The 23,130-nt window shown below is 51.0% G+C and carries 21 protein-coding genes; all 21 read right to left on the bottom strand.

The annotated features are described in order from the left end of the window. Positions 1–113: 113 nt before the first annotated feature. Positions 114–1,157, bottom strand: a complete 1,044-nt coding sequence (locus EIZ37_RS11685) for a hypothetical protein (protein WP_134684783.1) — start codon at positions 1,155–1,157, stop codon at positions 114–116. 33 nt (positions 1,158–1,190) lie between these two features. Further along, on the bottom strand, positions 1,191–2,105 hold the full coding sequence (locus EIZ37_RS11680; RefSeq protein ID WP_134684782.1) for a TIGR01777 family oxidoreductase: 915 nt from the start codon (positions 2,103–2,105) through the stop codon (positions 1,191–1,193). A gap of 112 nt (positions 2,106–2,217) precedes the next feature. Further along, a complete protein-coding gene (locus EIZ37_RS11675; RefSeq protein WP_134684781.1) occupies positions 2,218–3,177 on the bottom strand; it encodes an ABC transporter ATP-binding protein in 960 nt (319 codons plus the stop codon). A gap of 21 nt (positions 3,178–3,198) precedes the next feature. After that, on the bottom strand, positions 3,199–4,104 hold the full coding sequence (locus EIZ37_RS11670) for a C40 family peptidase (RefSeq protein ID WP_134684780.1): 906 nt from the start codon (positions 4,102–4,104) through the stop codon (positions 3,199–3,201). Further along, a complete protein-coding gene (locus EIZ37_RS11665; RefSeq protein ID WP_134684779.1) occupies positions 4,101–5,201 on the bottom strand; it encodes a dipeptide epimerase in 1,101 nt (366 codons plus the stop codon). The genes EIZ37_RS11670 and EIZ37_RS11665 overlap by 4 nt, the downstream gene beginning before the upstream one ends. 15 nt (positions 5,202–5,216) lie before the next feature. Beyond that, on the bottom strand, positions 5,217–6,173 hold the full coding sequence (locus EIZ37_RS11660) for a S66 peptidase family protein (protein WP_134684778.1): 957 nt from the start codon (positions 6,171–6,173) through the stop codon (positions 5,217–5,219). Positions 6,174–6,243: 70 nt separating this feature from the next. Next, positions 6,244–7,890: a peptide ABC transporter substrate-binding protein gene (locus tag EIZ37_RS11655; RefSeq protein ID WP_134684777.1), complete on the bottom strand. Its 1,647-nt coding sequence runs from the start codon at positions 7,888–7,890 to the stop codon at positions 6,244–6,246. Positions 7,891–7,980: 90 nt separating this feature from the next. After that, a complete protein-coding gene (locus EIZ37_RS11650; protein WP_134684776.1) occupies positions 7,981–8,994 on the bottom strand; it encodes an ABC transporter ATP-binding protein in 1,014 nt (337 codons plus the stop codon). A 6-nt stretch (positions 8,995–9,000) separates the two neighbouring features. Next, positions 9,001–9,918, bottom strand: coding sequence for an ABC transporter permease (locus EIZ37_RS11645; protein WP_134684775.1), 918 nt, complete (start codon positions 9,916–9,918; stop codon positions 9,001–9,003). Positions 9,919–9,923: 5 nt separating this feature from the next. Beyond that, complete coding sequence (locus tag EIZ37_RS11640; protein WP_134684774.1) at positions 9,924–10,856, bottom strand: ABC transporter permease; 933 nt, start codon at positions 10,854–10,856, stop codon at positions 9,924–9,926. A 190-nt stretch (positions 10,857–11,046) separates the two neighbouring features. Then, entirely contained in the window at positions 11,047–11,394 is a 348-nt protein-coding gene (locus EIZ37_RS11635; protein WP_134684773.1) for a DUF3870 domain-containing protein, read from the bottom strand. A gap of 216 nt (positions 11,395–11,610) precedes the next feature. After that, positions 11,611–12,600 carry a biotin synthase BioB gene (bioB, locus tag EIZ37_RS11630; protein ID WP_134684772.1) on the bottom strand — a complete coding sequence of 330 codons (990 nt, stop codon included), beginning with the start codon at positions 12,598–12,600 and terminating at the stop codon, positions 11,611–11,613. After that, positions 12,600–13,346, bottom strand: a complete 747-nt coding sequence (gene bioD, locus EIZ37_RS11625; RefSeq protein WP_134684771.1) for a dethiobiotin synthase — start codon at positions 13,344–13,346, stop codon at positions 12,600–12,602. Before bioD ends, bioB begins: the two co-directional genes overlap by 1 nt. 4 nt (positions 13,347–13,350) lie before the next feature. After that, positions 13,351–13,929 (bottom strand): biotin transporter BioY, encoded by a 579-nt coding sequence (locus EIZ37_RS11620; RefSeq protein WP_134684770.1) that lies wholly within the window; start codon positions 13,927–13,929, stop codon positions 13,351–13,353. A 215-nt stretch (positions 13,930–14,144) separates the two neighbouring features. After that, positions 14,145–14,366, bottom strand: a complete 222-nt coding sequence (locus EIZ37_RS11615) for a helix-turn-helix domain-containing protein (RefSeq protein WP_003387736.1) — start codon at positions 14,364–14,366, stop codon at positions 14,145–14,147. A gap of 160 nt (positions 14,367–14,526) precedes the next feature. Beyond that, positions 14,527–15,450, bottom strand: a complete 924-nt coding sequence (locus EIZ37_RS11610) for an ABC transporter permease (protein WP_134684769.1) — start codon at positions 15,448–15,450, stop codon at positions 14,527–14,529. Between the two features lie 57 nt (positions 15,451–15,507). Then, entirely contained in the window at positions 15,508–16,305 is a 798-nt protein-coding gene (locus EIZ37_RS11605) for an ABC transporter permease subunit (protein ID WP_235827968.1), read from the bottom strand. A 257-nt stretch (positions 16,306–16,562) separates the two neighbouring features. After that, positions 16,563–17,021: a chemotaxis protein CheX gene (locus EIZ37_RS11600; protein WP_134684768.1), complete on the bottom strand. Its 459-nt coding sequence runs from the start codon at positions 17,019–17,021 to the stop codon at positions 16,563–16,565. Positions 17,022–17,117: 96 nt separating this feature from the next. Beyond that, entirely contained in the window at positions 17,118–17,492 is a 375-nt protein-coding gene (locus EIZ37_RS11595; RefSeq protein ID WP_134684767.1) for a hypothetical protein, read from the bottom strand. Positions 17,493–18,079: 587 nt separating this feature from the next. Beyond that, complete coding sequence (locus EIZ37_RS26630; protein WP_134684766.1) at positions 18,080–21,859, bottom strand: S8 family serine peptidase; 3,780 nt, start codon at positions 21,857–21,859, stop codon at positions 18,080–18,082. A 521-nt stretch (positions 21,860–22,380) separates the two neighbouring features. Beyond that, entirely contained in the window at positions 22,381–23,130 is a 750-nt protein-coding gene (gene sdhB / locus EIZ37_RS11585; RefSeq protein WP_134684765.1) for a succinate dehydrogenase iron-sulfur subunit, read from the bottom strand.

Here is a 23,130-nt window from a genome sequence, read left to right as displayed (position 1 = left end):
GGCTTTCCGATGAAAGATAGCAACCTCCCGATGAGAAAACTTGCAGCAACCATGTTGAAAAAGAGAAACATAGAGGCCCCCTTTTTGACTCTATTTGCCGAATGTCCGGTTATTCATTTACCTGATATGCGCGACGATACATCGCGAATGAATTGCTCGGGTTCATCCATCGCCAAATAGATCGTCTTTACGCTCCGGGGAAGAAATAGCAATCCCTCTACTCGAACCGGCTGATGAAGATCGATACGAACGTTCGCCGTACCCAGGATCGGGGTGATCGCTTCTTTACCAGATTCATACGCACCGTCTTTGCAATACCCGACAGCGGAGATCATTGTCAATGGGATGTCCCCCTGAATGCGCAAGCCATACCGTAAGATCAGCTTATCCTCTTTGATGCGCACAGGCTGTATATAGGAGGCACGGCAATCCGCCCACAGGACGGCTAGCAACCATAGATCCGCGAAAGTGAGAATCCAAGCCGCGAGAGAGGACCATTGCTGAATGAAGAAATGCACAGCAATGCTTTCAATCAGGATGATTTTGGTTATCATCGCTGTATAAATCAATAGATTGGTATTTTTATGATAGGTAAACAGCTGGATATCATCCCGTCGGCTAGGAGTCATCATCGGCTTTCTCCGCCAAGAAAAGAGCAGGAAGTAAAGGAAGATCGCATCATGCAGCAGGACAGATGCAATTTTCCCATCTCCGATTTCCTTATGCATACTGACCCGAATCGCTTCGGCGCTGTCCTCCATCGTTTTGGACACCTCACGAAACCGCCGTATGACACGAAATAGCAGCCGAAGTTCATAAAACAGAAAAGCGACTTCCACAGTTATGATGAGCAATTCGATCGGCCATACAGCGTTCCAAACGACATGGCGCATTTGCACCGGCAAGATAAGCCATGCGACTAATCCTCCCAATAACGGCAGCGGCAGCAGCCTTACAAATGGCTTCCCCGTTTTTCGGATCATCAAAAACCAGTAGAGCAGCGGGATTACGATCATACAATCGAAGAGGACTCCATAAGCCATCAAGTGATCCTCCGCGGCGTTCGGCAGGAAACGAACTAGCAAACTGTCCACAACTAAAATCACAGCCGCAATCGAAATGAACCAATAGGAACGAGGAAGCAGTTTCAAAACCATTCATGATTTCCCCCTTTCATGCGCTTACAAGGCTTACGAGTGGATCAATTCCCGCAAAGCGTTTTCCAAGTCTGTATGCTGAAAACGAAACCCTTGATCCATCAACCTTTTCGGCACACAATTCCGTCCGGTCAGTGCCAGACTGGGCTCCGTCTGCAAAAACAGATATGCGCCCAGCCATACGAGTGGGGCAGGTGCTGGCGGACTCCAGCCTTTGTTCATGACCTTTCGCAGCGCCGCCATAAACTCCCGGTTGGTAACCGCCGCAGGACTGGTTGCGTTGTATATCCCGCTCATCTGCGAAAGTTCCATCGCCTGCAAAAACATCTCATTGCAATCATCGATATGCAGCCAGCTGATATACTGCCGCCCTGATCCCACCGTACCACCGAGGTTCAGCGAGACGAGCTTCATGAGCGGCTCCAAAGCGCCTCCGTGTTTGCCTAATACAAAACCGATGCGCAGCATGACTTTTCGCGTAGCGGGAAGCTCTTGTGCAAAAAAAGCCTGCTCCCACGCCTGGCATACTTCAACGGAGAATCCTGTCCCATGCGGCGCATCTTCATCACAAAGAGCGGTTGTATCTCCGAAAATGGCTAGTGAACCCGCCTGAACAAATGCTTGCGGCGGGTGATCGCATTGTCCGATTGCTTGATCGAGTACCTGAACGGAATCCAGCCGGGACCGCATGATCTCTTCCCGATTCTTTTTCGTATAGATGCAGTTTACGCTTTTTCCGGTAAAGTTGATCACGGCGTAGCTTCCGTCTATTTCACGCACCCACTCCCCCACATGTGTCCCGTCCCACTGGACATAGCGAATCCCATTTTCCTGTCGTGCCTGCCCTCTGCTAAAGATGACGACTTCATACCCTTTGACGAGCAAATATTCCGCCAATGAGCGCCCTAAAAAGCCGGAACCGCCCGCAAGAATCACTTTTTTTGCCATACGTTCGCCCCCTTCTTGTCACTTTCAATTATACCAATATTTTCAAGAAGACGAACAGAGCGAACCCCCTCGCCATTTTCTTTGACAAGGGGGTTCAGATGATTCAGCCTATTTACGAATAAAGATGGCAAGCCGCAAAATGGGAAGGAGCCACTTCCCTCCAGACCGGCTTTTCTGCCGCGCAAACCGGTTTAGCCACAGGACATCGGGTGCGGAACACGCAGCCGGAGGGCGGATTGATCGGACTGGGCACATCGCCCTCGAGCAAGATGCGCTCTCGCGTCTGCTCCACATCCGGATCGGGAAGCGGAATCGCGGACAGCAGCGCCTGCGTATACGGATGCTTCGGGTCCTTATACAGCTGTTCACTATCGGCCAGCTCCATCATATTGCCCAGATACATCACCCCGATACGGTCGCTGACATGCTTCACCATCGCCAAGTCATGAGCGATAAACAAATAGGTCAGCTTTCGTTCCTTCTGCAGGTTTTTCAACAAATTGACGACTTGAGCCTGTACGGATACATCCAAGGCAGAGATGGGCTCGTCGGCGATGATGAATTCAGGGTCCACCGCCAAAGCGCGAGCGATGCCGATACGCTGCCGCTGTCCCCCGCTGAACTCATGGGGAAAGCGATTGGCGTGCTCTTTGCTCAAACCCACCATCCCGAGCAGCTCGTAGACGCGTTTGAGCCGTTCACTGCCGCTGGCAAGCCCATTTAAGTACAAGCCCTCTCCGATGATTTCGGCCACATCCATTCGCGGATTCAGGGAAGCGTACGGGTCCTGGAAGATCATCTGCATTTTTCGGGTTAACTGGCGTCGCTCTTTTCCAGGCATGCGGTGGACGTCTTTCCCGTCGTAGCGGATTTCACCGCTCGTCGGGGTATACAGTCCGATCATGGTTCGTCCTGTCGTGGATTTGCCGCAGCCCGACTCTCCGACCAAGCCGAATGTCTCTCCTTGATAAATATCAAAGGAAATGCCATCCGCCGCCTTCACATATTGGCTCCCGCCGATTTTAAAATGGATTTTCAAGTCCTTGACTTCAACCAGCTTCTTCCTCTGCACGGCGCTCCCCCCGTTTGCGGTTTACCAGTATCTGCGTGAAATGCAATGCTCTTTCTCCAGCTTGTATCCGGCAAGCGGAATGAGTTCGATCCCATGCCTGGAATCTGGAGAATGAATCATGTGATGATCGCCGGCATAGATCCCGACATGATGAACCCGCCCTTTTCCTTCCTCGTGTGCGAAGAACAGCAGATCGCCCGGCTGCAGGTCTTCCTTTTCCACCAGCTTGCCGGCTTGTGCCTGATCACCCGCATCACGGGGAATAACAATCCCATGCGCCAGATGCATCGAATGGGCAAATCCGGAGCAGTCATAGCCAAATGCCGACATGCCGCCCCATAGATAATGCAGATCCAAAAATCGCTTGGCCGTATTCACGATCGACTCGCCAACGTTGCCTTCCACATTGGGCTTTCCATCGATTATTTGAACTTCGCTCGTTTTCAACAGGCGCGGACCATGCGGTGTCAGCACTCGTGTCCATTGCGGGTCCGTGTCCAATAGCGGCAGTGCCGTTAAAAAACTGACTTCCAGATCCGGCTCATCCGCACTTTTGTACAAAAACGCCGTCTTAGCGGACACCACCGCACGTTTTGGCTGGCTAGCCAGCGCCTGTTCGTACTCGGGGGCATCCATCAGCTGCCGCTTTGGTACCCACCCTGGATAGCCGCGCTCATCCTTTTTGCTGGATTGATCAGGGATGATCACTTTCGCCCATTCGCCCCGCTCCTCGTCGACGATCACTTTTCTGCCGTAGAGGATTTGCGTCTGCGTCTGGTTATCCGCCCAAAATGAGAGGCGGTCGTCGATGGTTAACGGATTGATCCACTCCCGCAATTGCACGGGATTTTGCAAAGCCGGCAGATCCCGTTCTTTCGGCGATTCGGGAGATGTCCATACGGTTGCTACCGCGACCGCTACGATCATTTCTGTCCAGCCCCTTCCTCCATATGCACATCCGTGATGCCCAGTCCCGGCGCGTCCGGCAACGTCATGAGTCTGCCCTCATATTGCACACCGCCAACGACCAGATCGTTTTTCAGCATGAGCGGCGCATCGAAATCAAACCGGGTGATGTTTTTCTTGCTCGCCGCAAAATGAGCAGCGGCCGTTACCGCCAGACGCGATTCAATCATGCTGCCCACCATGCACTCCACGCCGCATTCCTCGGCAAAATGATTAATGATCTGTGCTTTATAAATACCGCCCGCCTTCATCAGCTTGATATTGATGAGGTCGGCAGCACGGTTTTTCACCACGTCCAAAGCCTGCTTCGGCGAAAAGACCGATTCATCCGCCATAATCGGGGTATCCACGGAATCCGTCACAATTTTCAAGCCCTCAATGTCATGAGCTTTTACCGGCTGCTCGATCAGCTCGATGTCGAGGCCCATCTCCTCCATTTTGCGGATGGACGAGATCGCTTCCTTCACCTGCCAACCCTGGTTGGCATCCAGACGGATTTTCACCTGATTGCCTACACGATTGCGAATTTCCTGAATACGCAAAATGTCATTTTGGATATTGTCTTTCCCGACTTTGATCTTCAGCACATTGAAGCCTTGCTGCAAATATTGATAAGCGTCTTCGCCCATTTCCTCCGGGGAGTTGACACTCACGGTATAATCCGTTTCCATCTGCTTTTGATAGCCGCCCAGAAATTGATACAGCGGCAGGCCCGCATTTTGCGCGATCAGATCATAGAGAGCGATGTCCACGGCAGCTTTTGCACTGCTGTTGCCCACCATGGAAGCGTGCAACTGCTGAAACACGCGCTCGTATGCCAGCAGGTCCAGTCCCACAAGCTGCGGCTTGATCGTTTTCATAATCGCCGCCTCGATGCTGTCCAGGCTGTCCCCGGTAATCGCGACGGTAGCTGCAGCCTCGCCATACCCGACCATACCGTTGTCACAGGTGACTTTGACAAAGATCGATTCAAGATGCTCGACGGTGCGCAGTGCTGTTTTAAAAGGCTTTTTCAAAGGTACATGCTGTCTTTTCAATTCGATGTTTTGGATAATCATAGGCTTCTCCCGTGTCTATTCACAAGTTGAGTCATTGTCGTCAACGCCAGGCTCTTCAACTGTGAACGTTTTTTCATTCGTATTGATTCTTCCCAATGCTCCGATCGGGATCGCGAGGTTCGGGGTGCAGTGGCCGATGCGAAAACCGCTGATCACCGGCTTTTCCAACTGCTTAAAATAATCATCAAACACTTCGGCCAAGCTAAGCGACGCTTCTTTGCGTTTCTTCGGCTCACAATCATGGAAGTCCCCGACGATAATGCCTGCCGCATCATCCAATTTGCCCGCCATGCGAAGCTGGTTCAACATTCGGTCAATTCGGTACGGCTCTTCCTCAATCTCCTCGATAAACAGAAGCTTATCCCTCGTATCCAACTCGTAGGAGGTGCCCAGCGTACTTACCAAAAGCGTCAAATTGCCGCCGACGATCCGTCCCGCCGCTTCTCCTTCCACGATGACAGAGAGAGGGGAAACGGTTTCATCATACCGCAGGATTTGCGGATGTAGCAACTGCTGGAAGGTCTGCAGCGTCAATGGGTCAACATCTTCACTGGCGACATCCGAGGTCATCATGGGGCCATGGAACGTAACCAAGCCCGCCTTTTGAAAGAAGGCTGTATGTAAGAAGGTGATATCGCTGTAGCCCCAAAAGATTTTCGGATTGGAACGGATCAATTCGTAATCCAGCATATCCGCGATCCGGCCGGTGCCATACCCGCCGCGTGCACAAAAGATTGCCTTCACCTGCGGATCAGCAAACATCTGATGCAAGTCGTCCGCGCGCTCCTGATCGGTCCCCGCCAGATAGCCGCGGCGATTGTTGACCGCCTTCCCCAGCTTTACCTGCAGCCCCAATTCTTCGAGAAAGCGAACCGCCACCAGCAGCTTCTCATAATCGCCGCAGCTGGCCGGTGCTATGACGCCTACGGTATCCCCTGCCCGGAGTTTTGCTGGCTTGATCACATCTGTCATGAACATCCTCCTTGAAAAAAGGGAGGTTCACTCCGCTTATGGAGAATGAACCGTCCCTGTGAATTGGGCATTACTTCAATGTGGCCCACTTCAGATCCATATATCCTAACGCGTGCCGCACGATACCTTCTACTTTATCACTTTGCAAATACGCTGTGTTATAAAAATAGAGCGGCATGATCGGCGATTCCTCGATCAGAAGCTTTTCCGCCTCATGCATCAGCTGGAAGCGTTTGGTGTCATCCGCTTCTGCATACGCATCCTTGATCAGCTTGTCGAAGGCTTCATTCTTCCAGCCAGTGCGGTTGAATGGGTTATCGGAAAGGAATCCATCCAGGAAGTTGATCGGATCACCGAAGTCTGGCAGGAACGAGCTGCGCGAGAACTGCAGCTCCAGATTTCTTTGCGCAGCGGTGAACGCTTTGCTCTCCATCTGTTCGATCTTCGCTTCAATGCCCAGGTTTTCTTTAATCATTTCTTGCATCGCCTGCGCAATCTTGATATTGGATTGCAGACTGGTCGATGTGCTGATCGTGATTGGCGGCAGTGTCGTATAGCCTTCTTCCTTCATGCCAAGCGCCAGGAGTTCTTTTGCTTTTGCCGGATCAAAGGTGATGAGATCCCCGCCGACATCGCGGAAATCCTTGCCGTCCGGCTCCAGGAAGTTATAGGACACATAGGCCGTCGCCACTTTTTCCTTTTTCTTGGTGATGAAGTCCACGATCTTCTGGCGGTCTACTGCCATGCTGATCGCTTTGCGGATGTTTTTGTTTTGGAACGGCTCTTTCGTCACATTAAAGCGATAGAACGCTGTCCCCGCTCCATTTTGCGTAAGCACCTTTCCTTCTGCGAAAAGCTGGTCGCTCAAGTCGGCCGGCACGTCGGCTGTATGCAGCTCACCCGTTTGGAAGAGCTGGTAAGCGGTATTCAGGTCGTTGATCATTTTCCAGGTGACGCCATCCAGCTTTACGGTAGCCGCATCCCAGTAATTCTCGTTTTTCACCATTTTCAATTCACTGTCATGCGTCCATTCTGTCAGCTTGAACGGACCGTTCCCCACAAAGGTCGCCGCCTCTTTCGCCCATTCCGGATTTTTTTCAACCGTAGCTTGGTGAACCGGGAAGAAGGCAGGATTGGACACCATCAAAAGGAAGTAAGAAGCCGGTTGATTCAGGGTTACTTCAAGCGTCTTGTCGTCCACCGCTTTGACCATCATGCCATCCGCGCTTCCTTTGCCTGCATTAAAGGCTTCGGCACCGACGATCACGTTGGCGAGAAACGCCGCAGATGATGCGGTTTTCGGATCGGCCATCCTTTTCCATGCATAGACGAAATCAGACGCCTTCACCGGATCCCCGTTGGACCATTTCGCATCACGCAGGATGAACGTATACGTCTTGCCATCCGGAGATACCTTCCATTCCTGCGCGATCGCCGGCTCTACCTTGTGATCTTTGCCCAGGCGGGTCAGACCCTCCATCAGGTTGTTCAGGATGTCGTAGGAGATCTGGTCGAAACCGATCGGCGGATCGAGGGAGGTCGGCTCATTAATATTATTCAGGACGAGAATTTTCGGTCCCGTGCTTTCCGGCGCTTTCGGCTGCTCCGCGCTGGGCGCTGTCTGTTGATTGTTGGCCGCAGGCTGGCCGGAACAGCCGGCAAGCAGCAGGGCAGCAGACAGCAGCAGTGTGCCAGCAAGTGAAAACCATTTTTTCATTTCTTTTTCCCCCTTATCATCGCGATATTTTCTGGAAACCGCTCCCTATGTAAGTGCCATCACCTGCCTTTTCTCCTGAGTGGTTATGTGTCACAAGCCGGTTGCGGTTTGCAGCGGAAACACGTTCTTGGCTCGTGGATCCTGCAGCCAACAGCTGACGTGGTGTTCGTGGGTAAGATCTGTCACGTCCGGCTGGTGAAGACGACATACTTCCAATGCATAGTCACAGCGCGCTGCAAACGCACAGCCAGCAGGTGGCGCAAACAGATCGGGCGGCGTCCCCGGTATGGGGCGCAGCGGCTGGCTGCGATCATCATCAAGACGCGGCATGGAGGCTAACAGCCCCTTGGTATAGGGATGCTGGGGATCGTAAAAGATCTGGCGGATCGGACCCGACTCCACGACCTTTCCTGCGTACATGACACTGACTTTGTCCGCCAGCTTCGCAACCACTCCCATGTCATGCGTGATGATAATGATCGAGATGCCCGTCTTTTTTTGGATCGATTTGAACAATTCCAAAATTTGCGCCTGTATCGTCACATCCAAGGCAGTGGTAGGCTCATCGGCAATGAGGATCGCGGGACGGCAGACCAAGGCGATCGCGATCATGATCCGCTGCCGCATCCCTCCGCTGAACTCGTGCAAATATTGCTTCAGCCTCCGCTCCGGATTGGCGATCCCCACCAGATTCAGCATCTCGATCGCCTGTGCCCGTGCCTGACGCCGACTGATTTTTTGGTGGCGGATGATGCCTTCCATGATCTGCTCCCCGATCGAGATCGTCGGGTTCAAGGAGGTCATAGCATCCTGGAAAATCATCGATATTTTGGAGCCTCTCAGCTCGCGCATTTCTCTTTCCGTAAGCTTGCAAAGATCAAGTCCGTCCAGCAGGATACGCCCATCCGTAATCTTGCCGGTATGCTCAGGGATGAGCCGCATCACGCTGCGGGCCGTGACGCTTTTTCCGCAGCCGGATTCGCCGACAATCGCGAGTGTCTCCCCCTTCTTCAGGGAAAAAGATACACCCCGGACGGCTTTCACCTCACCGCCGTGCGTCTGAAAGGTGACATGCAGATTTTCCACCTGCAGCAAATTACTCATCTCGTCCTACCTCCTCTGCCTTGGGTCAAATGCGTCTCTAAGGCCATCTCCCAATACATTAAATGCGAGCATCGTCAAGGAGATGAAAAAGGCAGGGAAAAACAACCGCCACCAGTGCCCCGAGAGAATGCTCGGGATACCGTCGTTGGCCATGACCCCCCAGCTCGCCAACGGGGGCTGCACACCAAGCCCGAGAAAGCTGAGGAAGGCTTCCGCAAAGATCGCTGTCGGCACCGAGAACGTGACCTGCACGATAATGATGCCGAGCGTATTTGGCAACAAATGCTTGCGGATGATATACGGCACTTTTGCTCCCAATGTCCGAGCTGCCAGCACATATTCCGATGATTTCAGCTGCAAGACCTGTCCGCGGACGATCCGGGCCATCCCGATCCAGCCGGTCGCACTCAGCGCAATGATGATCGTATCCAGACCAGGCCCCATGACGACCATCAGCAGGATCACCATCAGCAAATACGGGATGCCATAAAGAATATCCGCGATCCGCATCATCACGTTATCCGTATTTCCGCCCAAGTACCCTGCCAACCCGCCATAGATCACACCGATGCACAAATCGATCAGCGCTGCCATCACCCCGATGAACAGCGAAATTCGCGCCCCATACCAGATCCGGGCAAATACGTCTCGCCCCAGCTCATCCGTGCCGAACCAATGCTCGGCAGAAGGAGCCTGATTACTGTCCAGCAGCTTTTGTTCCGTATAGCTGTACGGCGTCAGCGAGGAACCGATTAACGCCAGGATCGCGATGACCAGGATGATCAGCATCCCTCCCAGCGCCAGCTTGTTTTGGCGCAAGCGCAGCCAAGCCCCCTGCCAAAAAGAAAGCTTGGGTCTGACAATGGCTTCAGCATGAAGAATTTCTTTGTTCATCTGGACAAACAAATCATTGGATACCGCCATGTCCATCACCCCTCTTTCTTATGCAGCTTAATGCGCGGATCCACGATGCCATAGAGCACATCGACGACAAACATCATAAAGATCAACAAAATGCTGTAAAACACCGTAGTGCCCATAATCACCGTATAATCGCGGTTATAAATGCTGTCCACAAAGTACTTCCCCATGCCGGGGATGGCAAAGATTTTTTCAATGACGAAGCTTCCTGTCAGCACATTGGCGATCAGTGCTCCGACCAGCGTAATGACAGGCAGCAGGGAATTGCGCAGGCCGTGTTTGACAATGATCACCCATGGGGCCAATCCTTTCGCCCGCGCTGTCTCCATATAGTCCTGGGTCAGCACATCGAGCATGTTCGCCCTCGTAAAGCGTGCGATGATCGCCAACGGGCCAAAAGAGAGCGCCAAAGCAGGCAGGACGATGTGCTTCCACGTCCCCCAGGTGGCTACCGGAAACAGCTTCCATTCGACAGCCATATACTTGATCAGTAAAGCAGCGACAACAAAGCTGGGAACGGCAATCCCAATGACCGAAACAACAGTCGCGACATAATCGATCAGCTTGTTATGACGGAGCGCAGCGACTACCCCGAGCGCCACACCTGCAATGATCGCAAATGTGAGGGCAACGGCGCCCAGCTTGGCGGAGACTGGAAAAGAACGACCGAGCATATCATTCACCGTTTCCGGTGCCCGGATGATCGACGGCCCCAGCTCAAATTGGACCAAGCTCTTCAAATAGGACACATATTGAACGGATAGCGGTTTGTCCAACTGGTACAATGCCATGAGGTTTTTTTCGACTGCTGCCGGAAGGGCTTTTCCATCGCGGTCAAACGGAGATCCGGGTACGGAATGCATGAGAAAAAAAGTCACGGTCACGATCAACCAGAGGGTGATAATCATCGATACGAATCGTTTCATTATGTACGGAAGCAATGGAAACGACCTCCTCCTTGCTGGGAATGGGAATGAACAGGAAGATGAGCTATCGCAAAAAACCCAGCAAACGATCCTTTCGCCATTGAAAGAGTCATTTACTGGGTTTTATTTACGTTGCATGCGTGACTCGCACACCAATAAATAAAGCAGCTTTGGTTCCATATGTAGTTTTGCATATGCTGATCAATCAGGCAAGCTCAGGAGCGCCTAATTTCTCCCTGGCTTCCATAGCCAGCTTATATTTTTTCTGTGCATCCTTGAATGCGACGATTAACGCTTTTTGGGAGGAGCCAAAATAACGGGTCCGGATCTGGTATTCCACTTCCGTAGTGGAAAAGATCGATTTTCCGACAAAAATGGAGCGTACGAAATCATTGGTCAGTTGAATCGTAGAGGAACAACCGGCATCAATGATCTTGCCATTGGAGGTATCCACAACAAGTCCAATAAAAAAGCCGCTGAACTGCTGGGTGATGGGATTGTTGCTCGGAGCCTGTGCATCGCCTACCAAATACAAGGTTTCATGGTCGTACAAGAGAGATGACCTCGCTTTGCAGACACTCATTCCCTGCTTGCAGGATGTTCACCGGGTGGCCGATCAACGACTGCAAACGTAATGAGTAATTTCTTTTACAGTATCACAATTATCAGTCAATTGCAAATATTTATAGCGGGTGAAAATGATGAAGCGCCAAATAAAATCCCCTCACAGGAGCTTTCTTCTTCCGTGAGGGGAGGCGCATATACCGTTCTAAACGATCGGACAGGGCATGCGGTCGATCTCGAATCCCAAATCCTCCAGCATTTGATGGTCGGCGGTAGATTCTTGTCCAGCAGTGGTCAAGTAATCGCCGACAAAAATCGAATTGGCTGCGTAAAGGCCAAGCGGCTGCAAGCTGCGCAAATTTACCTCGCGTCCGCCGGAAATCCGTATCTCCTTGGATGGATGGATGAAACGGAAAAGCGCCAACACCTTCAGGCAGTACCTTGGGTCCAGCTCGTTGACTCCCGCCAATGGAGTGCCGTCAATCGCGTGCAGGAAATTAACCGGTATCGAATCGGCATCAAGCGCTTTGAGCGCCCGTGCGACACGGATGACATCTTCCTTTGTTTCTCTCATCCCGATGATCACTCCGGAGCAAGGAGATATCCCTGCCTCTTTGATGACGTTGACCGTATTTACGCGATCCTCATAAGAATGCGAGGTTGTGATGGTAGGGTGGTGTTCCTTCGACGTATTGAGATTATGATTGTACCTTTCCACCCCCGCTTCTTTGAGCGTTACCGCCTGATCCGGCTTAATGACCCCCATGCAGGCGCATATCTTCAGGTTGTATTTCTCTTTTATTTCCCGGACGGCCTCGGCGACCATCTCTATCTCTTTGTTTGTCGGCCCTCTCCCGCTCGCCACGATGCAGTATGTACCCGCCTTGAGATGAAAGGCTTGCTCGGCGCCTTTCAGCAACTCTTCCTTGGAGAGGAACGGATACTTTCGAACATCGGCTGTTGAGATTGCGGATTGCGAGCAATAGCCGCAATTCTCCGGACACAAGCCGCTTTTTGCATTGACGATCATGTTTAGTTTTACGCGGTTTCCGTAATAATGCCTGCGTATCCGGTAAGCCCCGTGGAGGAGCAAAAGCAGCTCCTCGTCCGGGCAAGTCAAGATCGCCAGCGCTTGCTCATCGGTTATTTCTCCACCAGCCAGCACATGCTCGGCCATTCCCAGCCAATCCTTCATCAAATCATCTCCTTTGTCGGTGCTATGAGTTCCATTAGTCGTTTCACATCGATGTAAGCCTTTTTCCTTTGCAAGGCACATGTCAGCGCAGCGGTTATCGGTTCCGAAAATTGCGGTACAATTCCCAGAATCGGCAATTGACCGAGCTGTTCCAATACGCTAAGGTTATCAGCTTCGACCAGTGTAGGTTCTTCAGACAAGCCATTCACTATCATCCCAAAGACCGGGAGTTGTTGTGCCTTGGCGTACTGAATGGTCAACAGCGTATGGTTGATCGTCCCCAAATGAGGGCTTGTGACAATCAGGAGGGGCAGAGCCAATTGCCTCACCAGATCGGCTGTCATCCAGTAATGTCCCGCTTGAGCGGCAAGCGGCACTGCGAGTCCACCCGCCCCTTCAACCAACACAATGTCATACTCACTTGTCAGCTTGTCGAACGTTCGCTGGATCGCTTCCGGCTGAATCGTCACCCCTGCACGCCGGGCAGCGAGATGCGGAGATGCTTCTTCTGCCAGACAATAGGTGCACAGTTCACTTCGCTCGGAAGTCTTGCCAGCAACGGATTGATAAACCATGACATCAGGCGATAACAGCTGACCTTCCACTAGAACCGCACCGCTCTGTATGGGTTTATAGGCCGCCGCTTTGATACCGATGTCCCGGCATAGCGCGGTCAAATATGCCGTCACTGCTGTTTTGCCTACGCCTGTGCCCGTCCCCGTTATAAAGAGTCCCTTTCCTGCCATCGTCTTACCTCGCCGTAATCGGATGATAAAATCGTTGTTGAAAAACCTTATGTAAGCGTAAAGCGATGATCGCCCCGACAAAAGCAAGCAGGAGATCACCTGCAATATTCACAGAAAATCCAGTCACAAACACGGTCCAAAACGTGATAGATTCCCCTACCCACGTATTCATGGAAAGATATAAATAAAGCATGCCAAAGCCGTAAACAGGGATCAGTCCCAACAGATGTGCGGTGAAGAAGGTGGAAAATCGCGGAACAGGAGAACGTTCGATGATTTTCCCGACCAGATAACTAGCTAGCACAAAGCCAATCAAGTAACCAAATGTCGGTTTGAAAATGTAAGCAATTCCTCCTCCCGAGGTGAAAACGGGCAGGCCCGCCAAGCCGGCGCTAAGGTAAACAAGCTGGCTGAACATGCCCCCCTTGCTGCCCAAAAGCGCCCCTGCCAGGAAGACAAAAAGAATCTGCAGCGTGAATGGATCAACTGCAAGCGGAATTTTGATGTAGGCGCCTATTGCCGTCAAAGCAGCAAACATAGCGACCAACATCATGCGCATGGTACGCAAGCTGGTTGCTGACATTTTTTCACTCCTTTACGTTATATGTTAACCATTTCCAAAGACAGGTTAACTTACATTCGCTTTATATGTCAACTTGTTTTTGTTTTAAGTTAACATATAAGCCGAATAAAGATTAGAAAACAGGATTCGCCCAGCCTTTGGCGGATCCTTCGTTGCAAAAAAAATACCCCCTCCACTTCTCTTCGGAAGCAAAGGGGGGACCGGGTGGACTGGGTTCAAATCTCTAATTCTCCAAGTCGAACGAGTTCAACAACGGCTTGAGATCGACCTTTCACACCTAATTTTTGCATGACGTTTGAAATGTGATTACGAACCGTTTTTTCACTGATGAAGAGTTGTCCGGCTATCTCTTTGGTTGTTTTATCTTGGACCAAGAGTTCGAACACTTCTCTTTCGCGATTCGTTAACAACGGCTTGGTTTGGTCGCTACCCTTCAATCGTGCCACCCCTCCTTGTGGGCTCTACAGGAACAAGGTTGAGGGATACAGTCACCTTATCCTATGTAGGGGGGTGGGTGATGGTGCCGGATGAGTAGGGATTTTAGGCTTTTGCCTTACAGTCTATTCGAAAAATGGGCAATGTGTTCCTGCCCATTTCTCAAATAAACGGTGTGCGGTGATACGTGCCCTGATAGCGGTCACGCAGCCCTTTCGCCAGCAAGGTAAACGAGGTGATCGCAAAGACAAAAGCGATCAGCGGAACCATGTATATCCATGGATACGAGCTGTAAATAAAACTGCGGTAATTTCCTAACAGACCGGCCCACTCATTGGTAATGGAGTGGTACAAAATCGGATCAAAGGTCATTTCCGTCCCTCCGACAAACTGGTCAAACATCCCCAGCAAGCCCATCAAGGTCATCGTCGAGATGATTTCCATGACAAACACCAGGGTAACCTGCTCTTTCAGATGCGGCAAGACATGGCGAAAGATGATCTGATTGCGCCCGGCACCCAGGGACGAAGCGGCCAGCACGTATTGCATGTCCTTGATCTGCATCGTTTTTTGCCGGATGGAGGACACGACGCTGGGAATCCCCAGGATCGTTACGATGCCAATAAAAATGGCGACCAGTGCGCTGGTGCTCAAATCTGAATTCACATTAATGCCGACCAACAGGAAATAGACAGGGATAAAAATCGGGATGTAGCTCCACGCATTTTCAATTGAGACCCACCACTTCGCCTCTTGGTCCTGCATGCCCAGATATAGACCGATCACGGTGCCGAAAATGACGCGGAGCAACGCGATCGCCATCGTGACAAATACCGTGTAGCGCGCCCCATAGAGCAGCTTGGTGAGCATATCATAGCCCCATTTATCCGTTCCCAACAGGTGAATCCCGGAGGGCGGGAGAGGCGGTTTGATGATCACATTTTTTCCATTTACCACTTCATTGCGCACCTTTTCCTGGAAGTCCAGCGGATAGGGTGCGATTGTGGGACCGAGGACAGCGATGAGGATCAGCAAGCTGACCATGATGCTCCCCACCCACAGAAATGCATTCGAGCGACTTCTCATCGATACGTACCTCACTTACCAAGTTTCTTCCTGAAAGCAAGCTGCAAAAACTGCCCTTTATCTGTAAACGAGAGTGCGTTCAAACAAATACAGGAACAAGCGGACCAGCACATACACGAAGATCGAGAGCAAAATGATGCCCATCAATCCCATTACAGAGGAGTTAAACTGGTAACCTCCTCCTTTTGTAAAAATAAAGCGGGTCAGTCCGACGACGTTCAACGAATATTCCACGATAAACAGATTGGCCACGGTTATCGCGATCGCTTTTTTCAAATCCGCCAGCAGGAACGGTTTGATATTTTTATAGACGTGATGGAGCTGCACATGCCGCAGCTTCAGCCCTTTGGCCAATGCCGTCTTGATGTAATCTTCCCCCGCGATTTCCGCATACTTAAGCACGACGACTTTGACGAGAAAAATCGTGGGGCCGAGTGCCAGCACCGCCGTAGGAAACCAGTTGTTGGCTGCATCGCTGGTAGGCGACAAGGTGATCAATCGTATGTTGGTAAGCTTGTAAAAACCGATGGCCAGGACAATCGAAAATAAAATCAGGATGAAATCCGGGACCATGGAAATGATGTCCAGCACACGCTGAACGATTCGTGACAATCGGTTTCGATGCATAAACAGCCCGAGAAGAATACTGATAATGACAGAAATCATGATGCTGCAAAAAAGCAACTCAAACGAACTGAGCGTGAACGGCAAAATATCTTCGGCAATTTCTCGTTCATTCACGCCGAGATAATACGTGCCGAGCGAGCCTTCCGTAAATTTCTCGATCAGATAGACGACGCGACTGACGACTCTCTCCGGCTCAAAAACGACCTCTTCCTTATGTGTGTAAAGCATTAATGGTGCCCCGCAAACAAAAATAACAAGCAAGAACATTCCGACGAATTGCTTTATATATGTGAGCAATAAGACCCCCCCTACTATACCAAACAATACTACATCCCATTTTTTGTGACCATCATTCAGCGAATATTTTATCTTTTTTTATTATTAAGAAATCGTTTTTTTCTGCAATAAACAGCAAAAAACCCCCAAAGGAGCATCATGATGCCGATTGGGGGTTTCGAAAAACCTGTTGTAGGCAGAAATTTCGATTAGGAGAGCACCAATACTTGAACTTCCAGACTTCCCAGATCGCCAAGATTCAGTGGTACCGTGAGCGCTTTGCCCGAAGTCGGAAGCGTTTCATGATCATGGATCAGTTGCGGTGGAGTGATATCAATCGATACACCCTGATTGAACAACAATGTGCTTGCGTTTCCAGAGATCATATTGCCTAGCTCGGAAATCGCACTTTTCCCCATTTCATCCATCTGTTCAATAGGGAAACCACCCATCATGGCTGAGACTACACGTAGGGCAACCTCATTATGCAATCCAAAAATAACGTCCCCTTGCATTTGACCGGTCAAACCGATTTTGATCCAGATATGATTATCGTAGAAAGCCACATCCTTGACCCCAAGTTCACCGCGTGTAATAGGCACGTTGCATACTTGTTCGATTACGGTGGAAGCCGATTCTAGAAAGGGATTGATATACTGAGATTTCATATAGACTTTTCCTTTCCTGGCTGATTGTCCCTACTAGGCTCAATTATAGTGTCGAATCTTGTAGGATACAAGTCCTATTTCATTCTTCCCTTTTCATCACAATACCTGAATTCGCTTATGGGGAAACAACTGACGAAGTTCGGGATCTTCCTGCAGCAGATAGATCTGCTGACAATTTCTCAGATCCAATACGGGCACTCCTACCTCGTGTCTGCTCAGCTGCCAAAGCGGATCTGGCAAGCTGGTAAAAGCAAAGACGCTATCGCCAAAACGCAGACAAGCTTTGATGCATTGTTCTTTTGTATATTCTTCGCTTGCTTCCAATAAATGAACGGGTTCTAGTCCGAATTGTTCGATTAAATGCATCCGGTCTGTCAATTGGTCTTCCTTCTTCTCAGCGACTCTGCGTCGCGGCGAAAGGATCGGATAACTATGATAGACATATTCCCTGTTAATTCCGTGGTAAAACATGATTTTCACCTGCATTTTGTTGAGATTATATTCCAATATAAGGAAGATACGTTATTTTAGGCACTCGTATAGGGTTTGTGCAAACATCGTGGTGGGGGAAGGGAAGAGAGGGCGGGCTACGTTCTTGCCACACCCACCGGGGGTATTCACTGTCCGGTTCCGCTGCCAAAAACGGTACGTCGCGCAAAAAGTTTCGACGAAGCGTATTCAACCGATGGGGTTTGCTCGACAATCGTGTACCGTTTTAACACAGGAGAGCATATATCGAAACCGAGCGCCTACGTAGTCCTGCCGACCGGAGCGGTAAATGGCAGGAACAAGGGCCGCCCCCCTCCCCAAGCTGCAGAGCGGACAGTCCCTCTTCCCTTAATTGCGTAGAATCAAGCAGAGTTGCGAAACATGCTCTCTCAGCCACAGCCACGAAGTGATCCCACTTTTTCGAACTCCTGCTATTTGCTACGGAGTGCCACTGCCCACAGCGAGGCCCGGAATGAAGCGGCGTTGTGAAACAGACTCCCCACCGTAGCCCCGAAAAAAAGAAACCCACACGAGTTTTGCATAACACCTTGCGTGTGGGCCCTGTCTTGCTAGTCTTTTGGTTTTTTCCCGATGACTGGTACATCGAGCCGCTGCTCACGTCCTAGATCATCGATGGCGATCACGATTACTTTTTCCTTGCCTTCCTTCACCTCAGGCAAAGTCAGGCGGAACTCATTGCGATCATTGACATCCGCATACAAACGATTTTCTCCATAGTAAAATTGAAAGCGTGCTGGCAAGGATGAATTGACTTTGCCTTGCAGGACAAGCGGTTCGCCGACTTTCCCTTCATAGCTTGGTTTGGACAATTGCAGGCTTGGCGTAGGCAATTCCTTGGCCTGATAAGTCAATCGCTGTTCGCCGTGATGGAGGACCAACGTACCGGCATTGGTATCGACATAGGCATGGACGACCAGGTTCGATTGGTTTCCTGCATCATCTATCCCCTCGACCAGCAGACGATTTTCTCCTTGCTTCAACGAAAGCGGATGAACAAACAATTTTTGCACGGCTTTTTCCAACTGATCTTCTTCCCAGCTATCGATAATTTGTCCATTGACCTTCAGCATCCCTTTGTAGGTTGCATCCCGATACTGCAAGCGCAGGGGAAGGAGCATTCGTTTTGTCGCGGAATCAAAGTACGGCTCCTCTGTCCCATCATTGATCAGCTGCAGCTGAGGGGGAGTCATATCCACGATGACACGCTGGGTGAACTGTCTGGCGTTCCCGTATACATCACTCACCCGATACATGACAAAATGCAAACCCTCCGGCAGCTGCAGCACCGTTTCAAAGCTTCCATCCTCTTCCACTTTTACAGGAGTCTTGTTGATCGTCATCCGGATCCGATCGGGCATGTCTTCGCCGCTCACCCTGCCGTGAATGGGGACATTCGGGCGATTCGTCACCAAAATTTGCTCAAACAGATCATCCGGGAAATGAACGGTAGGCGGCATCGTATCGCTTCGGCCATTCACATGCACCATCGTCATATTGCCTGCATAGTCATACGCCACTACTGTCATTTTCTTCTGCGGCTGACTGACGATCGTCCCTTTTTCCGTGGCCGAATACGGACCTCCCGTCTTTTTCCCGTCTATATAGAGAAGATAGCCTTGGACATCCTTGTCCTTACTAGACCAGTGCACCCGGTTTCCTTCCAGAGAGGCGGATAAACTGGGCGCTTTTGTGTCCACATGGATGGGCAGCGTCATGGTCTGCCAATTGGCGTTGCGGCTGTCGTTTTTCGCGCGGATCTGAAATTGATACGATCCGTCCGGGACCTGCGTGTATTCTCCTTTTTCTGTCGAGTAGGCTTTTCCGTCCCAGCTCCATTCTTCCTTCTCCGTGTAGTAATAAGGAATCCCCAGCTTGGATTGATCGAATTTCGTAATGTTTTCATCTCTGGCCAACGAGCGGATGACCTTTCCTTCGTGATCCAGCACATCGATGGCTACCTGCTTGGCATTGCGTAAAAAGGTAATGGAAGGAGCTGCCTTGTCATAATGTCCATCACCATTGGGTGAAAAAGCGACGCGGCTTGGATCGACCTGAATATAACCATCCTCATTGATCCCGGTCACACCGAGATAATCACGGTACTTCCATTTGTCGTTTTCCTTGTCATGATACCAGGTCGTTTTGACACCTGTCCGTTTTTCCTGGCTGCTCTCTTCCCACATGGGGGCATCCATGACACGCGGCTCATTCCAGCTGCCATAGAAGCCAAAATAGGGCACATGCAGGACCGGGACATCTTCCGCTTGTGGCTGAAACCGGACATAGCCTTCCGCAAAAATATTACGCGGACTGTTGGACGGAATCGTGACAGTCACTTTCACTTCTTTTCGCTGCCCAGGGGCTACCGTCACCTGGGAAGGAGATACTTGCAGCTTGGCATCCGGCAGCAGCGTCTCCCGAAACCAATTGTAGCCATCTCGATGCAAGTCGGTTAATACGCCAAAGGCATCCCCAACCTGGTACGAGATCGGTTTCTTGCCAAACTTGTTTTCAATAAATAAGGAAAACGTCGTGGTCGCACCGATCTCGCCCAAGGAAACGCCCGCCTTTCCTTTTCGATCAGCCACGATGACGGGGGTCTGAATGGCTTTCGCGATTTGCAGCATGCCAGCTCCCTGCACACGCGGTGAGTAGGGGAGCTCGCCTTTTTGGCTTCCTACAGTGGCAGTAGCGGTTTCTCGCGGATCTAAAATCGGTTGGGCTGTGTTCATCGCGGCAGCCTTCATCGTTTCGACGAGGGCCCTTCCTTGCAGGGTGCGTCCCATTTTTTGATAAGATTGCTTCATCAAAGCCATTGCCCCCGCCACATGCGGAGTCGCCATGGACGTCCCGCTTTTTACCGCGTAATCGCCCTCTTTTACCGTAGAGAGGATGCCACCGCCGGGCGCTGTAATTTCCGGCTTGAATTGCAAATCTGGTGTCGGCCCCCAAGAAGAGAAGGAAGAAATCGTGCCACCGTGCGGGTAAGGCAAGAGATTTTGCCCATATTGGCCATCGAAAGAGATACTGACCTTTTTCCCTTTTTTCAGCGCTGCGGCCAGTGTTTCTCCTGTCTGCTTCAAGATGGAAACAGCAGGGATATTCTTGCTTTCTTCCGCACTGATGATGATGGGGCCCGGTTGATCATTGTACACGATGACTCCCGCAGCTCCTGCTTCTTTGGCCAAGCGAAGCTTCTCATCAAAGGTAATGACACCCCGTTCTACCAGCACTACTTTTCCTTTGACCGAGACGTTGTAATCTTCCTTTTTCCCTTTTCCCATGTAGATGAGCGGGTATTCCCGCGTAAGCGCCTGGGTTGGACGCAAAGACTCGCCATTGCTTGCATGTGCCTGCAGGTAGACCACACGCTCGAGTCCCTCCACTTGCTTGACGGCAAAGCTTACCCCCGCCAATGTGGTGCTGTTGGCAGAAGCGACAGAGAGCGCATCCGGCGCAAGTCCTGGCGAACCGACCATGGACGTATCCGGATTTTGCTCCAATACTTTATCGCTGCCAAAGTAACCATCATTTCCTGCGGCGGCAACCACGATCACACCGTTGTCAACCGCCCGCTTGATTGCATATTGCTCCATGTTCGTATCATCCACATAGCCTGCGGAAGAGCCGAGGCTTAGATTGATTACATCCGCTTTTTTGGCAATCGAGTCATTGATCGCAAACAGAATCGATTCCGTCAAGCCCGGTACGTCTCCTTGATAATTGCTGAATACCTTTTGGCTGAGCAGCTGGGCTTCTGGCGCGACACCCTTCACCTTTCCATTGCCTGCCGCAATGCCTGCGACATGCATCCCGTGCTGCGATTCTCCGACATCTTTGGTGACTTGGTCACGATCGGCCCAGTTATATCCGGGAATGACTTTTTGCGTCGATCCTGCTTTTTGCTGGGCGCTGCGCTTGTCCCTCGGAGGAGCCATGTCCGGATGCTTCGGGTTGATTCCGGTATCGATCACGGAGATCAGCATCCCCTCGCCTCTCACCCCATATTGCTGCCATGCCTTTGTGGCCTCAATCATTTCCAGGTTGGAGGAAGGCCCTTCATTCACTTTTTCGCCCAGTACCACTTCTCCCACATTCATCCATTCATCAGCGGTCATCCCATTCTTTTTGGTTGCTGCGCCGCTGCCTGGAAACGCGTTGTATACACGCGCTGCATGAATATCCTGGGTCACTTGTTTCGTGAACGTATCACGTGAAGAAACAGACTGAAACGGTTGTGCGTTTGCGGAAGTTTCGGGGGAATAGACCGAGATGGGAAAGATGAGTAATGATAACGCTGTTCCTGAACTGATCAACCGTTTTTTCATTGCAACCTCCTATCGAAAACTTGCGTTCGCCAACGGTTTTCGCTTGGCCATCGGGCACACTTCTCCGTTTTACAAAAGATGTGCCATTTTCATCAGTTTTCCATCCGAGGCAGAAAGGTATTCATCAGCGAGCAGGATAAAAATTGAATAAACAAGCTTTTTGGCGTTGGCTGTTGTGCATTTCCAGCTTCCTGAAGCTGCTCCCTGCATTACTTATTCAAAAAAGCTTCTGCTACGCGGGTGAGCATATTCCGAAACGGAGCGCCTGCGGAACCCGACCCAGCGGAGCAGTGAATCGTGGGAAAAAGGGGTGCAAACCCGGCTAAACTGCAAAGCGATACCACTTTTTGCACACCCCGCGATTTGCTGCGGAGCGGCCAGTCCCACCCACAGCGGGGTGGAGAATGAAGCGGAGTTTTGGAATATACTCACCCCCACCGCAGTAGCGGAAGCACCACCGCAGCAAAAAACAAAACCCCTTGCCGGCTTTTTTACCGACAAGGGGCTCTTTTTCCGCAATCTTAGGAGAAGAAAAACTTCTTGATTGCGTGTTTGGTTGTTTCTTTATTCATATGCGCGATGGAAGTGGTGAGTGGAATGCCTTTCGGGCAAGCCTGTACGCAGTTTTGCGAGTTACCGCATTCCTGGATACCGCCTTCTTCCATCAATGCTTCCAGACGCTCGTGTTTGTTCATTTGACCAGTTGGATGCTGGTTGAACAGACGCACTTGGGAGATCGCGAAAGGTCCGATAAACGCTGTTTTGTCATTCACGTTTGGACATGCTTCCAAGCAAACCCCGCAAGTCATGCATTTGGACAGTTCATACGCCCATTGGCGCTCAACCTCTGGCATGCGAGGTCCAGGTCCCAGATCGTGTGTACCATCAATCGGAATCCATGCTTTTACCCGTTTCAGAGCATCAAACATACGGCTGCGGTCGATGGACAGGTCACGTTGGACTGGGAATGTGCGCATTGGTTCCAGACGGATCGGCTGCTCCAGCTTGTCAATCAGTGCTGTACATGCTTGGCGCGGTTTGCCGTTAATCACCATGGAGCATGCTCCACATACCTCTTCCAAGCAGTTGGATTCCCAGGTGATAGGAGATGTATGCTGCCCGGTTGCATTGACTGGATTGCGCTGAATCTCCATCAACGCGGAAATCACGTTCATGTTGGGACGATATGGAATCTTGAATTCTTCTTTATATGGAGCGCTGTCAGGACTGTCCTGACGGGTGATGATCAGGTGAATAACTTTTTCCGCCAT

Source organism: Brevibacillus migulae (genome assembly GCF_004521915.1).
Classification (GTDB): Bacteria; Bacillota; Bacilli; order Brevibacillales; family Brevibacillaceae; genus Brevibacillus_F; species Brevibacillus_F migulae.
Note: the sequence above shows the minus strand (reverse complement) of the source record. Positions and strands in the feature narration are given on the sequence as shown.